The 15,596-nt window shown below is 63.0% G+C and carries 10 protein-coding genes and 1 pseudogene; 6 read left to right on the plus strand and 5 right to left on the minus strand.

The window, feature by feature from the left end:
* Positions 1 to 210: pseudogene (locus Q0L62_RS07290) on the plus strand (hypothetical protein); the annotation flags it as partial.
* Between the two features lie 337 nt (positions 211 to 547).
* Here the strand turns inward: Q0L62_RS07290 and Q0L62_RS07295 are convergent.
* The 5 genes from Q0L62_RS07295 to Q0L62_RS07315 form a co-directional block, all read right to left on the minus strand.
* Positions 548 to 1,432 carry a hypothetical protein gene (locus Q0L62_RS07295; protein ID WP_296678412.1) on the minus strand — a complete coding sequence of 295 codons (885 nt, stop codon included), beginning with the start codon at positions 1,430 to 1,432 and terminating at the stop codon, positions 548 to 550.
* Between the two features lie 48 nt (positions 1,433 to 1,480).
* The gene (locus Q0L62_RS07300; RefSeq protein WP_296678413.1) at positions 1,481 to 2,917 is read right to left on the minus strand and encodes a glutamate synthase subunit beta; all 1,437 of its coding nucleotides are present in this window, start codon (positions 2,915 to 2,917) and stop codon (positions 1,481 to 1,483) included.
* A gap of 18 nt (positions 2,918 to 2,935) precedes the next feature.
* Entirely contained in the window at positions 2,936 to 7,576 is a 4,641-nt protein-coding gene (gltB, locus tag Q0L62_RS07305) for a glutamate synthase large subunit (RefSeq protein WP_296678417.1), read from the minus strand.
* Positions 7,577 to 7,814: 238 nt separating this feature from the next.
* On the minus strand, positions 7,815 to 9,791 hold the full coding sequence (locus Q0L62_RS07310) for a hypothetical protein (RefSeq protein ID WP_296678419.1): 1,977 nt from the start codon (positions 9,789 to 9,791) through the stop codon (positions 7,815 to 7,817).
* Between the two features lie 49 nt (positions 9,792 to 9,840).
* Positions 9,841 to 11,070, minus strand: a complete 1,230-nt coding sequence (locus Q0L62_RS07315; protein ID WP_296678421.1) for a TIGR04063 family PEP-CTERM/XrtA system glycosyltransferase — start codon at positions 11,068 to 11,070, stop codon at positions 9,841 to 9,843.
* A gap of 64 nt (positions 11,071 to 11,134) precedes the next feature.
* Between Q0L62_RS07315 and Q0L62_RS07320 the strand changes: the two genes are divergently transcribed.
* From Q0L62_RS07320 to Q0L62_RS07340, 5 genes are all read left to right on the plus strand, one after another.
* Positions 11,135 to 11,278, plus strand: a complete 144-nt coding sequence (locus tag Q0L62_RS07320) for a hypothetical protein (protein WP_296678424.1) — start codon at positions 11,135 to 11,137, stop codon at positions 11,276 to 11,278.
* Positions 11,271 to 12,632, plus strand: coding sequence for a DUF5935 domain-containing protein (locus Q0L62_RS07325; RefSeq protein ID WP_296678426.1), 1,362 nt, complete (start codon positions 11,271 to 11,273; stop codon positions 12,630 to 12,632). Before Q0L62_RS07320 ends, Q0L62_RS07325 begins: the two co-directional genes overlap by 8 nt.
* Positions 12,629 to 13,789 (plus strand): acyltransferase, encoded by a 1,161-nt coding sequence (locus tag Q0L62_RS07330; protein WP_296678428.1) that lies wholly within the window; start codon positions 12,629 to 12,631, stop codon positions 13,787 to 13,789. The genes Q0L62_RS07325 and Q0L62_RS07330 overlap by 4 nt, the downstream gene beginning before the upstream one ends.
* A gap of 76 nt (positions 13,790 to 13,865) precedes the next feature.
* Positions 13,866 to 14,315 (plus strand): MaoC family dehydratase, encoded by a 450-nt coding sequence (locus Q0L62_RS07335; protein ID WP_296678430.1) that lies wholly within the window; start codon positions 13,866 to 13,868, stop codon positions 14,313 to 14,315.
* 55 nt (positions 14,316 to 14,370) lie between these two features.
* Entirely contained in the window at positions 14,371 to 15,549 is a 1,179-nt protein-coding gene (locus tag Q0L62_RS07340) for an acetyl-CoA C-acyltransferase (protein ID WP_296678432.1), read from the plus strand.
* The last annotated feature ends 47 nt before the right edge of the window (positions 15,550 to 15,596 follow it).

The following is a 15,596-nucleotide window of genomic DNA, read 5'->3' on the forward strand; positions in this document are numbered from 1 at the left end:
AAGGCGCAGCGCGTGCAGGGACTGGGCGCGGGTACCCACCATCTGGTGCTGACGGCGCCCCATCCCAGTCCGCTGTCCGCGCATGGCGGCTGGTTCGGCAGCGGCCACTTTGGCAAGGCCAACGCGTTTCTTGAAGCGCGCGGCCGCGGCTCCATTGACTGGCGGCTCGGTGATGGGGCGCCGCGTTTCGACTTTTGCGCTAGCAACTAGCCCGGAAGAGCGATTTGTCGGGGCATCACGCCAAGCTATCGTCAGTCCACGCAACAAACGGGACTGGCAGCTGTGCCGCTATGGTTGATCCTTGTTGCCGCGCTGGCCGGATTGCTGGTTTGCGTAGGGCTTTCGGCGCTATTTGTGCGCTACCTTTTGCTTGCGCCCGGCGCGGACGATGACGATCTTTCGTTTGATCCCCTGCAGCGCATGCCGCCGGACCGCGGCCCCTGGATCTGGAATTACCTGCATAACCGTTTCTTTGGACCCCGCCGGCTGACATACCGCCGCGACGTGCGTGGCCGCTTTCGCCGCCTGCGGCGATAGATCTGGTCGCCTAGTCCAGCCTGCGCAGGATTGCATCGGCCAGCATGCGGCCAAATTGCGGACCCTGCTCGGGATAGAGATAGGGTTCAATCAGTTCGGCCTCGATCACCGCCAGATTTCCGCTGTCCAGCCTTACCATGTCGATCCGCGCATAGACGGGCGGCTTGTCGAACGGCAGCATGGCCATGATCGCCCCGGCGGCGGCGCGGTCGGCTGGGACCGGATCAAGCGGCACCTTGCTTCCGCCGTAAAGCGACTGAATGCGGTAATCCCCTGCGCTGGCGCGCTTGACCAGCGCGTGACTGAACTGGCCGTCGATGAAGATGAAGCTCAGTTCACCTTCCTGCTGGATCGCGGGCAGGAATGGCTGGATCATCGCCGCCTGGTCGATCTGCCAGTCTGCTGCGGGCGGGGCTGCGCGGGTGAAGCTGTCCTGCCCGATCGCGCCTGCGCCTACCCGGCGTTTGACCACAACGCGATCGGTCGCGAAGTGGTCGAAGGCGGCAAGCACGTCGGCTGGTCCGGCGCGGTCGGGCCACAGGGTCGGAATCGATGTCGCACCCTGCTGCGCCAGCTGCCTCAGATACAGTTTATCGGCATTCCACCGCACCACTCCGGCAGGATTGGCAAGCGATACTCCGGCGGATTCCAGCGCGTCGAGCCGGTCCAGGAACGCGTCTTTGGCATCGGTATAGTCCCACGGCGTGCCAAGATAAGCAGCGTCAAAGGCAGTAAGGCTGCCGAGCGGCGCGCGCCAGTCGATCGCGGTGATTTCGGCGCGGCCGTCCAGCCCGGCGGACAGCGCATCGAACAGCAGGTCATGTTCGAACGCATCGGGACGGCGTGCGGGCGAGCCGGGCAGGGTTTCGGGACAGGAAAGAAAGGCGATGCGCATCGCGGCCGCGGTAACGCCGCCGTCATCAAAGGCAAGCGGCGCGCGGTGTCAGCGTGGCAGCTCGCTCACACCCATCAAGGCCTCATCGACCGCGCGCGCCGCCTGACGGCCTTCGCGGATCGCCCAAACCACCAGGCTTTGCCCGCGGCGCATATCGCCGCAGGCGAAGATCTGCGGATCGCTGGTGCGGTAATCGGCGACATTGGCGGCGACGTTGCCGCGTGCGTCAAGATCAACCCCGGCCTGGTCGAGCAGGCCCTGCTTGCGCGGTCCTGTAAAACCCATGGCGAGGAAAATGAGATCAGCCTTGAGCGTGAACTCGCTGCCCGGCACTTCCTGCATCTTGCCGCCGGCCCATTCGACCCGCACGCAGTCAAGGCCGGTCACCTGACCGTCACTGCCGGCAACGCGCTTGGTCAGGATCGCCCAGTCGCGGTCGACACCTTCTTCGTGGCTGGAGGATGTCCGCAGCTTCATCGGCCAGTCGGGCCAGGTCAGCGCCTTGTCTTCCTTTTCAGGGGGCTTGGGCATGATCTCGATCTGGGTGACCGATGCTGCGCCCTGGCGGTTGGACGTGCCAACGCAGTCGCTGCCGGTATCGCCGCCGCCGATTACCACCACGTGCTTGCCGGTCGCGGTCAAGGTTCCGCGCGGAGCGGCGCGGACTTCCTCGTCGCCGGCATTGCGCTTGTTCTGCTGGGTCAGGAACTCCATTGCCAGGCGCACGCCCGGCAATTCGGCGCCAGGTATTTCAAGGCCGCGCGGCTGTTCCGCGCCGCCCGACAGAACGATCGCGTCGAAGTTTTCCCGAAGCGAAGAAACCGATATGGTTACTCCAACTTCAGTCGAAGTGCGAAACTGGACACCTTCGGCTTCCATCTGCACCAGTCGGCGGTTGATCAGGTGCTTTTCCAGCTTGAAGTCGGGTATGCCGTAACGCAGCAATCCGCCGATCCGGTCGCTCTTTTCGAATATCGTGACGGAATGACCTGCGCGGGCCAGCTGCTGCGCGGCGGCCATGCCGGCCGGGCCGGAACCGACCACCGCTACTGTCTTGCCCGTGCGCTTTTCGGGCGGCTGGGCCACGATCCAGCCATTTTCCCAGCCCTTGTCGACGATCGCGCATTCGATCGATTTGATCGTTACCGGCTGGTCGACGATGTTGAGCGTGCAGCTCGCTTCGCACGGAGCGGGGCAGATGCGTCCCGTAAACTCGGGAAAATTGTTCGTTGAATGCAGTACTTCCAGCGCATTGAGCCAATCCCCTTCGTAGACCAGGTGGTTCCAGTCGGGGATGATGTTGTTCACCGGGCAGCCGTTGTGGCAGTAGGGAATGCCGCAGTTCATGCACCGCGAAGCCTGCGCGCGCAGCGCCGGTTCGCTTTGCGGGACGACAAACTCCTTGTAATTCTTCAGCCGTTCCTGCGGATCGGCATAGGTGCGATCCAGACGGTCAAGCTCAAGAAAGCCGGTTTCCTTACCCATCGTTCGTGTGACCCTATGTTATTCTGCGGCCACCGAGCCGGCTTCAAGCCGCTCAGCCTCAAGTTGCTTCAGCGCCTTGGCGTAATCGCGCGGCATGACCTTGATGAACTGGCCCACGGCCGTGTGCCAATCATCCAGCAGCGCGCGGGCGCGGGGCGATCCGGTGTGCAGGTGGTGGCGTTCAAGCAATACGCGCAGCCGCTCACCATCGTGACGTAGCATGTCGCCCATTCCGGTGTCGCTTGCGCTGACCGTGCGCTGCTGCGGGCGGCCGGCACCGTCATCGTCGTCGCGCTCTGCACTGACGGGTAGAAGATCGACCTGCGCCGGGTTGCACAGTTTGGCAAAGGCGCCATCGGGATCGTAAACATAAGCGACCCCGCCGCTCATCCCTGCGGCAAAGTTGCGGCCGGTCTTGCCCAGCACCCCGACTACGCCACCCGTCATGTATTCGCAGCCATGATCGCCGCAGCCTTCGACCACGGCGACCGCGCCCGAATTGCGCACGGCAAAGCGTTCCCCGGCAACGCCGTTGAAGAACGCTTCACCGGCGATCGCGCCATACAGCACGGTGTTGCCGACAATGATGTTCTCGGTCGGCTCGCGTTCGACATGGGTTGGCTGACGAACGATCACCCGCCCGCCCGACAGGCCCTTGCCGACATAGTCGTTGGCATCGCCGGTCAGGTCCAGCGTGATACCGTGGGCCAGAAACGCGCCAAAGCTTTGGCCGGCAACCCCGGTCAGCTTGATCTTGATGGTGTTGTCGGGAAGCCCGGCATGGCCGTACTTCCTGGCGACTGCGCCCGACAGCATGGCGCCGACGGTGCGGTTGACGTTGATCACCTTGCGTTCGATCACCACCGCCTGCCGGTCGTTCAGTGCATCTGCCGCCGCGGCAATCAGATCGTTGTCCAGCGCTTTTTCCAGACCGTGATCCTGGGTCAGCGACCAGTTCAGGCTGGGGCTGTCGCCAAGCGGAACCTGATGCAGGATGCGACCCAGGTCGATGCCCTTGGCCTTCCAGTGGGTTATCGCCGGAGCCATGTCGAGCCGGTCTACACGACCGGTCATTTCGGCCAGCGTGCGGAAGCCCAGATCGGCCATGATCGCGCGCAGTTCCTCGGCGACAAAGAAGAAATAATTGATCACGTGCTCGGGCTGGCCGGTGAAGCGCGCGCGCAGGACAGGGTCCTGCGTCGCCACGCCGACCGGGCAGGTGTTCAGGTGACACTTGCGCATCATGATGCAGCCCGCCGCGATCAGCGGCGCGGTGGCAAAGCCGAACTCGTCCGCGCCCAGCAGGGCCGCCACGGCAACGTCGCGTCCGGTGCGCAAGCCGCCATCGGCCTGAACGCAGATACGGGCGCGCAGGTTATTGAGCAGCAGGGTTTGCTGGGTTTCGGCCAGGCCGATTTCCCACGGGCTGCCGGCATGGGTCAGACTGGTCAGCGGCGATGCGCCGGTGCCGCCTTCGTATCCCGATATGGTAACATGATCGGCCTTGCACTTGGACACGCCGGCCGCAACCGTGCCAACGCCGACTTCGCTTACCAGCTTGACCGACACGCGCGCGCTGGCGTTGACGTTCTTGAGATCGTGGATCAGCTGGGCCAGGTCCTCGATCGAATAGATGTCGTGGTGCGGCGGCGGCGATATCAGGCCTACGCCCGGGGTCGAATGGCGGGTTGCGCCGATGGTTTTGTCGACCTTGTGGCCGGGCAGCTGGCCGCCTTCGCCGGGCTTTGCGCCTTGCGCCATCTTGATCTGGATATCATCGGCATTGACCAGGTATTCAGTGGTCACGCCAAACCGTCCGCTGGCGACCTGCTTGATTGCGCTGCGCATCGAATCGCCGTTTGCCATCGGTGTAAAGCGCGCCGGGTCCTCGCCCCCTTCGCCAGTGTTCGATTTGCCGCCGATGCGGTTCATCGCCACGGCCAGCGTGGTGTGCGCCTCCCAGCTGATCGAGCCATAGCTCATCGCGCCGGTGGCAAAGCGTTTGACGATTTCGCTGGCCGGTTCAACCTCGCTGATGTCCAGCGCCTTGTCGGCCTTGCGGAACTCCATCAGACCGCGGATCGTCAGCATGCGCTGCGACTGGTCGTTGATCGACCTGGCGAACTCTTCATAATTCTTGAAGTTGCCGCCGCGCACTGCGTGTTGCAGATCAGCGATATTCTGCGCGGTCCAGGCGTGTTCTTCGCCGCGCAGGCGAAGGCCGTACATCCCGCCCACGTCCAGCATGTGCTTGTAGATCGGATTGTCACCATAGGCCGTAGCGTGGCGGCGAACCGTTTCTTCTGCCACTTCGGCCAGGCCCACGCCTTCGATCATGGTCGCGGTGCCTGTGAAATAGCTTTCGATGAAAGCGCTCGACAGGCCGACTGCGTCAAAGATCTGCGCGCCGCAATAGGATTGATAGGTCGAAATGCCCATCTTGGACATGACCTTCAGCACACCCTTGCCGATCGCCTTGATGTAGTTTTTCTGAACCTGCTTGGCGTCAACCGGCAGGTCCTTGCGCACCCGCAGGTCTTCCAGCGTTTCAAAGGCGACATAGGGGTTGATCGCTTCCGCGCCGTAGCCCGCCAGTACGCAGAAGTGATGCACTTCGCGCGCTTCGCCGGTTTCAACAACCAGCCCGGTCTGCATGCGCAGGCCCTGGCGGACCAGATGGTGGTGCACCGCAGCGGTGGCCAGCAGCGCGGGCATGGCAATACGGTCAGGGCCCTGGGCACGGTCGGACAGGATCAGGATGTTCTTGTCCTGCAGCACCGCTTCGGTCGCGGCCCAGCACATTTCCCTGATTGCCAGTTCAAGACCGGCAGCGCCCGTTCCAGCGTCCCAGGTGCAGTCGATCGTTTCTGTGCGGAAAGCGCCGTCCAGCGCAGCTTCGACCGAACGGATCTTGGCAACTTCGTCGTTGGTCAGGATCGGCTGGTCAACCTCAAGCCGCTTGTGCGTGCCGGCTTCCATGCCCAGCAGGTTGGGACGCGGACCGATCATGGACACCAGGCTCATCACCAGTTCCTCGCGGATCGGATCGATCGGCGGATTGGTGACCTGGGCAAAGTTCTGTTTGAAATAATCGTAAAGCAGGCGGCTCTTGTTGGACAGCACTGCGATCGGTGTATCGGTGCCCATAGACCCCAACGGATCGTCGGCATTCACGGCCATCGGTTCAAGAAACCGGGACAGGTCTTCCTGAGTGTAGCCAAAGGCCTGCTGGCGATCGAGCAGGCTGGTCGTATCGACCGGCAGCTGCGCCAGTTCCGGCTCGATCAGGTCAAGGTCTTTGAGTTTGTACTGCGCGGCTTCCAGCCAGTCGTCATAGGGTTCGGCAGCAGAAAGCTGGGCCTTGAGTTCTTCATCCTCGATTATCCGCCCTTGGGCGAAATCGATCAGCAGCATGCGGCCCGGTTGTAGCCGCCACTTGCGAACGATGCGCTCTTCCTTGATCGGCAGGACGCCGCTTTCCGAAGCCATGACCACCAGATCATCGTCGGTGACCAGGAAGCGCGCCGGGCGCAGGCCGTTGCGGTCCAGCGTTGCGCCGATCTGGCGCCCATCGGTAAAGGCAACGGCGGCGGGACCATCCCACGGCTCCATCAAGGCAGCGTGGTATTCGTAAAACGCGCGGCGCTTGGCGTCCATCAGCGGGTTGCCTGCCCATGCCTCGGGGATCAGCATCATGATCGCGTGAGCAAGGCTGTACCCGCCCGCCAGCAGCAGTTCGAGCGCGTTGTCGAGGCAGGCAGTGTCCGACTGGCCATGCGGGATGATCGGCCACATCTTGTCCAGATCCGCGCCGAGCAGTTCGCTTTCCATCGTGCGGCGGCGGGCGTTCATCCAGTTGACGTTGCCGCGCACGGTATTGATTTCGCCGTTGTGGGCAATCAGCCGATAAGGATGCGCCAGTTTCCAGCTGGGAAAGGTGTTGGTGCTGAACCGCTGGTGGACCAGCCCCAGCGCCGACACGCAATCGGGATCGCGCAGATCGTCATAGAATGCGCCGACCTGGGTTGCCAGCAGCAGGCCCTTGTAGACCACGGTACGGGTCGAAAAACTGGGCATGTACAGTTCGGTCAGGCCAGGCAGGTCGTGCTTTTCGGCCAGTGCCTTCAGCGGGTTCTGGGTCTGCTTGCGGATTGCCAGGATCTTGCGTTCGAACGCCGCTTCATCGGGGCAGCTATCGCCGCGTGCGATAAAACACTGCCGGATGACCGGCATCTGCTCGCGCACGGTCTGGCCCAGGCCTTCTGCGGCGACAGGAACGTCGCGCCATCCGATCAGGCGCTGGCCTTCCTTGGCGATGAACTTTTCAAAAGTGCCGACCACGAAATCGCGCGCCGCTGCGTCCTGCGGAAGAAAGCACATGGCCACCGCGTAATCGCCAACTTGTGGCAGCTTCAAACCTTCGCCGTCCGCCCACTTGCGGAACAGGACATCGGGAATCTGGATCAGGATGCCCGCGCCGTCACCCAGCAGCGGATCGGCGCCGACTGCACCGCGGTGATCGAGGTTCTTGAGAATTTCGAGGGCTTGGGTGACTATGCCGTGGGTCTGCGCGCCCTTGATATGGGCCACGAAACCGACGCCGCAGGCGTCGTGTTCATTGGTCGGATCATAGAGCCCCTGAGGCGCCGGAAAACCCATTTAACGTGTCCATCCCTTTCGCACCGGACATCGTGATTCGCGGCGTGAAGCACGCAAAACGCGGAAAATCCGGCAATTAAGCACAACACCCTTCGCCGCGAAACGCAGCAAAAATTGCGCCAATTCTTCCCATGACGACACGAAACTGTTTTTGCAACTGCGAAAAGGGGCTGCCCGAGCCGGGCTGCTTCATGGTTTGCATGAATAGCGTTGCAGGCGCTTGTGCGCCCGTCCGGGATCAAGCCGCGCCGCTGATCCGCTGCAGGTTGGACAGCGCTGTACGCAGGGCCCGCTCGGTTTCCTCGGCGTCCAATGCCGGAGCGCTGGGTGATGCAGATATCGGCAATCCGTGCCCAGCGCTGGGCGGCGCGTCAAAGCGCCGGAACTGTCCGGCGTCCTCGAAGGCTGGTGACGTCACGGGTGCGACGAACGGCTGGTTCGCCTCGGATCGCGGAGCCAATGCTACGCGGGCCGCCTGGCCGGGGAAAATGACGACCGGCTCTACCTGATGGTCCGGGATATGCGGTTCATCGATGCGGACGAAGCCCGAACGGTTGATCGGCACGCCGGCTGACAGCAGGGATGCATAGCTTTCGCCGCCAAAGCCATCGTCATCGTCATCCTCATCGCCAGCGGCTGCGGCTGCGGATTCCTGGCCGCCGTCTGGCCGTGGTTCGACAACCGGCAGCTGGACAGTCGCTGCGTTCTGCGCCGGAGCGAAAATCTGCCGCGGCGGAAGCAAGCTGGCCATTACTTCGTCGTTGTCATCGTCCTCGTCTTCGTCGGCGAGGTCTTCGAAAGCGATCGGGCGCAGGGCCTCGGGCAGCTGCGCGGGCATCGTGGAAAGCTCGGGTTCGGCGCTGTCCGGTTCCTGCCCGGCGACCAGCAGAGGTGCGCCAGCAGCGGGCAGTCCGGCGGATTCGGCGTCCTGGGCGACCTTTGCGTCCAGCAGCACGCTGGCACGCGCGGCGCGGCGCCGCTCCATCGACTGTTGCAGACGCAGGGCCAGAGCAACCATGTCGAGGTCTTCGATCGGCGGAAACGGCTGCGCTGTGTCAGCGCTGGGGGGTGCGACCAGTCGGGGCTGCGGCGCCGGATCGGCGCGATCAGCTGGCGCTATCGCGTCAGTTTCATCCTTCGCATGATCGGCAGATTGATCAACCGCGCATGTTTCGGCGTCAAATGCTGCCGCAACCGCAGGCGCTTCGCCCGGCGTGCCAAACAGCGGATCGGCATTGAGCGGATCAAACACCGACGCTTTCAGCGTGTCTGCGGCGAACACGGCATCGATCTGGTCGCGCGCGACCTCCACAGTCTGAAACACCTGCCGTTCTTCTGTCTGCTGCGGTTCGACAGGCCCCATTCCGAATACCTGGCGTCCGGCAAAGTTGTCTTCATCGGGGCCATCATCCGGTGCCAAGTCGGTCAGATCGCCGCCCGAGGCAAAGTGTTCGATACCAAACACCGCATGCTGGGCGCAGGCCGGTTGCGCAAGGATTTCACTGGCGGCTTCGACCCCGGCATCTGCGTTTTCTGGCTGGCCCTCAACCTCTGCATCGACATCGCAGTAGGCGTTCAGGTCGGTTTCGGCCGCGACGGTGGGCTGCAAGTCGGGCAGAACCGTTGCGGGCACCGGCGGCTTATCAAGTTCGGTCCCGGCCAGATCGAGCACCTGCGGCAAACCGCCGGGAAGCGGTGCCAGATCGGCAGGCACAAACTTCTCATACTGATCTTCAAGCGTAAGGGCCCTGCGCCGGCCTGGCTGGATAGGCGGGGACGGCGCCGCGAGCGAACCGGCTTCATCGCCCAGTTCTTCATGCGCGAAGATCGGACGGCGGGCGGGGGCATCGGTGTGGTTGTCGCGGCCGGCCGCCTGCGGTGCATCTGTTTCAACGCTTCGCGCATTGCGGCTGCGCTCACGCTTTTCGGATTTTGGCCTAGCGATGCGTTTGGCAATGCTGGCGCCGACCAAAGCGCCAATTGCCGCCATCAGCAGGGCGATCAGAATCCGGGCAGTCAGGCCCAGCGGCGGAGCGGCAGCCGGAACGACAAGGTCGATCATGGTCATGCGGACCAGCGATTCAATTACCGAGACACGCAGCGCGATGCTGCTGAGGCCGAACAGGGCGCCGAACCACAAGGCGGCGACCGCCGGAAACAGCGGATTCGCCGTGATTGGCTTCGAAATGGGCGCCTTGCGCTGCTGCTTGGCCACGATGTGAAACCCCGTACTTGTTTGGTCCAGAGCCGTACCGGCCGAGCCTTCAGGCGGCGGCGCGGATACGGCTATGCAAGGGTTTGCCTAGCTGCACTTGGTAAACATCTTGATAACGATAGACGTTGCGGGCCCAGTCATGGGCCGCGGCGACGTGGGCGCGTCCCGCTGCGCGGCGGGCGTCCCATTGGGACCGATCGGCCAGCAGGCCGGCCAAAGCCATGGCGCAATCACGGGGATCATCAGGCCGGAACAAAGTCCCGTTGACCCCATCGGTAATCAGTTCGCGGTGTCCGCCCACGTCCGAGGCGGCAACGAGTTTGCCCTGCGCCATCGCTTCCAGCGGCTTGAGCGGTGTGACAAGGTCGGTCAGGCGGCTTTGTTTGCGCGGATAGGCCATGACATCGATCAGGGCATAATACCGTTCAACCTCGCTGTGAGGCACGCGTCCGACAAAGCGGATCGCGGCGCTGGCCGCACTGGCTTCCGCTTGCGCTTTCAGCGCCTGCTCCATCGGCCCGCCACCAACCAGAAGCAGCCGTGCGTCTGGCGCCCGCTCGATCAACGCGGGCATGGCATCAATCAGATCGTCCAGGCCTTCATAGTCATAGAAACTGCCGATGAACCCGATTACCGGGCCGGTGCCCAGATCAAGGTCCCGGGCAAGCCCCGCGTCGGGGGCGGGGCTTTTACCAAACAGTGACAAGTCGACACCGTTGGGGCTGAGTGTGATCTTGTCCGCCATAACGCCGCGCCGGACAAGATCGTCCTTTAGTCCCCGGCAGATGGTGACAACGGCGCCTGCCCTTGCCACCACACGGTTTTCCAGCGCGCGGGTCAGCCGGTATTTGACATTGCCTGCGCTGCCCGTGCCGTTCGAAACGGCGGCATCTTCCCAAAAGGCGCGGATTTCATAAATTACCGGAATGCCCAGCCGCTTTCCGGCCAGCACTGCCGCCATGCCGCACAGCGCAGGTGAGTGGGCATGGAGCAGATCAGGGCGCCACTCGTGCGCCAGATTGACGATAGCGTCAGCCAGAATGCGGATTTCCTGCCACTCGCGCCAGCCAGGCAGTCCGGCTGAGGAACCCCGGCAGCGATGGAATATCAACCCGTCGACCTCTTCACAGTCGGGTCCACCGGCGTTGTGGCGCAGACCGGTTATTGCGCGCACGTCGAGCCCCAGCGCTTGCTGCGCGGTCAGGATGGCGCGCGTGCGAAAGGTATAGCCGCTGTGCAGCGGCAGGGAATGGTCAAGAACGTGCAGGACCCGGGTCATGGCGCTTTCCCTAGGGCATCAAGGCTTAACGCCGCGTCAACCGCCTGCTGCTATGCGCCAAAGCGTGGTTGATATCTTCGCCTTGTCGGTGGCCCATGCCGCCCTGCTGGTTGCGCTGCTGCGTCTGGTGCAACGGCCCGAACTTGATCGCGAAGGCCCTGCCGAACCGGTCCGCAAACTCCGCAGCAAGGACGCGCCGCGTGCTTAATCTGGCGCTTACCGGCTTTGTGGCATTGTTTGTCGCCTTGGGTGCGCGGCGGCCCTTTGTCTGGGTGCTGGCCTATCTCTACATCGATATCCTGGCGCCGCAGCGGATTTCATGGGGGTTTTTAAGCGCGGTTCCGGTTTCACTTGTTGCCTTTATACTGGCCTTTGCCGGCTGGGCACTGTTCGACGACAAGCGCGATAGCCGCTTTACACTGCGCCAGGGCCTGATTGTCGCTCTGCTGCTCTATTGCGGACTTACAACGCTGGCGGCCGATTTTCCGGCCGAAGCGCTGGAAAAATGGTCGTGGGTGTGGAAGGCGCTGATTTTCGCGCTGTTCCTCCCGTTGACGCTGCGCACGCGGCTGCGGATCGAAGCGGCAGCGCTGGTCATGGTGCTGACCGTCGGGGCGATTATCATTGATGGCGGGATAAAGACGCTGGCGGGCGGCGGCGGCTATGGCACGCTGCGCCTGTTCGTCGATAACAACAGCGGCCTCTACGAAGGATCTACGCTGTCGACCGTTGCCGTTGCGGTGATCCCGCTGATCTGGTGGGTTGTCAACCACGGCACGATTTTCCCGCGTGACCGGCTGGTCTTCCTGTTCGGTCTTGCCCTGACATTTGCCGCAGTGCTGATCCCGATCGGAACGCAGACCCGCACCGGCCTGATCTGTATCGCGGTAATCGGCGTGCTGTCGCTGCGCACCGTGAAGCGGCGCGGATTGTTCGTCGGGCTTGCCGGACTGGCTGCAGTTGTCGCAGTACCCTTTCTGCCCGCCAGCTACACCCAGCGGATGAGCACGATCGAAAACCATTCGTCAGACCAATCGGCATCAACCCGGGTCGAGGTCTGGAAGTGGACCTTGCGTTATGTCGCGGACCATCCCTTTGGCGGCGGATTCGAAGCTTATCGCGGCAACAGCATCCGCGTCGAAACCCGCAAAGTGCAGGGGGGCAGCGCCAACAATGTCGATTTCGAGGTCAACCATTCCTTCGACAAGGCGCGCGCCTATCACTCCGGCTATTTCGAGATGCTGGGCGAACAGGGCTGGCCGGGCCTGACCATCTGGCTGTGGCTGATGCTGGCCGGGATCTGGCAAATGGAACGTTTGCAGCGGCGCTGGCGCCGGCGCGAAGGAGCAGAGAACATGTGGCAGGCGCCCCTGGCCGGTGCCTTGCAGCAAGCGCAGATCGTCTACATGGTTGGGGCGCTGTTCGTTGGCGTTGCCTATCAGCCCTTCATTTTCATGATAATCGGATTGCAATGCGGGCTGTGGAGCTATCTCAAGCGGACCGATCAGCCGGTGCGCAGCGCAAAAGCTGCCCGGCCGGTGATGAAGGTCAAGCCGGCGTGACGGGGCAATCAGGCACCGGGCCGATTGCGCCAGCAACCGGGCACCTGGCCGCGCTGACGGGTATCCGCGGGATCGCAGCCTGGGGAGTGGTGCTTTATCATTGCCGTCTTTCGCTGGCGACAATCCTTCCCGCCGCGGCCATCGATGTGCTGGCCAAAGGATATCTGGCTGTCGACCTGTTTTTCATGCTTTCGGGCTTTGTCATCTGGTACAATTATGCCCCGCGCCTGGCGGCGCAGGGCGCCAGTGCGGTGCTGCCGTTCCTGTGGCGGCGCTTTGCCCGCGTGTGGCCATTGCATGGCGCAATCCTGGCATTATTTGGCGCATTGGCTGTGCTGCTGATCGCGACCGGGCGCCCGATTGATGGCTATCCGCTGGGCGAATTGCCGCTTCATGCATTGCTGGTGCAGAACTGGGGCTTCACCGGCGCACTGTCCTGGAACCATCCGGCCTGGTCGATCAGCACCGAGTTTGGCGCATACTTGCTGTTTCCCTTGCTGGTGGCAGTGGGCGCAGTGCAAAGGCTGCGCACGGCCTTGTTGCCCGTCATTGCCGGGCTTGGCCTGCTGCTGCTGTGGGGGCTTTATGCCAGCGCCGGGCACCGGACCCTGGGGGCGGACATCACCGGCCTTGGCCTGTGGCGATGCCTGATCCAGTTCAGCATTGGTGCGGTTCTGTGCGAGTTGTACCGGCGACCATCGGGCGCCGCCCGTCAGAGCCTCGCTTGCGGCATTATGGCAGCGGTAATCTGTATGTCCGGGATCACATTGGGCTGGGCAGAAACCGCTTTTGTCCCGGCGGTTTTGGTATTGGCCTTGTTTGCGCTGGCCACGGGGCGCGGGACGCTGATCGGTGTGCTGGCTTCGCGCCCGCTGGTCTATCTGGGCGAGGTCAGCTATGCGACCTACCTTAGCCACTTCCTGCTTTTCATTGTGTTCAAGATCGCCTTTGTCGGGGCCAACCTGCAAGTGGGCTGGACTGGACTGTTCGGCTATGTGGCAATGGTCCTGACGGCGTCGGTCCTGCTTTACCATGGGCTGGAAAAACCGGCGCAGCGCTGGCTCAATCGGCACCCGCCGCGCTGGGCTCGCGATTCGGCAAAAACACCGTCCGCTAAATCGCATCCGATCCCGGTCACCCCTGCCGCCTTGCCGTAGCGGCAGGCCGCAGCGTGTTGCGCTGCGGCGCAGCTTGGGCCATGACAGCGCCTTTCCGACAGGCAGGAGAGGCCCGATGACCCCCCAAGAACTGCAAGCCAAGACCGGTGAAGTGATCGGCGTGTCCGACTGGTTTGACGTCACCCAGGAACGCATCAACATGTTCGCCGATGCAACCGGCGATCACCAGTTCATTCATATCGATGCGGAAAAGGCCAAGATGACCCCGTTTGGCGGGACCATTGCCCACGGCTTTCTGACCCTGTCGCTGCTGCCCGTGCTGGGCGCGATGACCGAAGGCGCGCGGATCGACAACGTCAAGATGGGTGTCAACTATGGCGGCAACAAAACCCGCTTCATCTCACCCGTGCGCTCGGGCAAGCGTGTGCGCAGCCATACCAAGCTGCTGGAGCTGATCGAAAAGCGCCCGGGACAGTGGCAGCAGACCAACGAAGTGACCATCGAGATCGAAGGCGAGGACAAGCCCGCGCTGATTACCGAATGGATCACGCAGCTTTTCGTCTGAGCCGTGTCCTCCCCGGGATCGCTTTGACCAACGCCACATCAACGAGGAAGACTTCATGTCACGTGATGCATTAATTGTCGCCGCCGCGCGCACCCCGATCGGCCGCGCCTACAAGGGCGCGTTCAACGCAACCAGCGGCGCCACGCTAGGCGCCTATAGCCTGCGCGAAGCAGTAGCCCGCGCCGGGATCGACGGCGGCGAAGTGGACGATGTGCTGTGGGGTTCGGCCCTGCAGCAGGGTACCCAAGGCGGCAACATCGCCCGCCAGGTCGCGCTGCGCGCCGGGCTGCCGGTGAGCGTTTCCGGAATGAGCATGGACCGGCAGTGCTCGTCAGGTCTGATGTCCATTGCCACGGCATCCAAGCAGGTGATCATCGACCGCATGGACGTGGTCGCCGCAGGCGGCCAGGAATCGATCAGCATGGTCCAGACCAAGGACATGCGCGTTGCCCCTGATCGGGCGCTGATGGAAATGCACGGCGCGATCTACATGCCCATGCTGCAAACCGCCGAAGTGGTTGGCAAGCGCTATGACATCGGCCGCGACGCCTGCGATGAATATGCCTTCCAGTCGCAGCAGCGCACCGCCGCAGCCCAGGCTGCCGGCAAGTTCGATGACGAAATCGTCGCGTGCAGCGCGACCATGGGCGTCGCCAACAAGGAAACTGGCGAAGTCACCATGCACGACGTGACCCTTGCCAAGGACGAAGGCAACCGGCCTGAAACAACGCTTGAAGGGCTCAGCAGCCTCAAGTCTGTCCTGCCAGAAGGCATCGTTACAGCCGGCAATGCCAGCCAGCTGTCCGACGGTTCGGCCGCGGTGATCGTGATGGAAGCGGCGCTTGCCGCGAAAAAGGGGCTGACCCCGCTCGGCCGCTATGTCGGCATGGCGGTGGCGGGTACCGAGCCGGACGAAATGGGCATTGGTCCGGTCTACGCAATCCCCAAGCTGCTCAGCCGTTTTGATGTCAAAATGGACGAGGTCGGTCTGTGGGAACTGAACGAAGCTTTCGCCGTGCAGGTTCTTTATTGCCGCGACAAGCTGGGCATCCCCAATGATCTGCTCAACGTCAACGGCGGGTCGATCTCGATCGGCCACCCCTATGGAATGACCGGCGCGCGCTGCACGATGCACGCGCTGATCGAAGGTAAGCGTCGCGGCGCCAAATATGTCGTGGTGACCATGTGCGTGGGCGGCGGCATGGGCGCAGCAGGGCTGTTCGAAGTCCTCTGATCTGCCGCTTGTTTTGGGCGATACGGGCCGCGCGATCCATCCGATTG

Origin of the sequence: Novosphingobium sp. (genome assembly GCF_024642085.1) — a bacterium.
Classification (GTDB): domain Bacteria; phylum Pseudomonadota; class Alphaproteobacteria; order Sphingomonadales; family Sphingomonadaceae; genus Novosphingobium.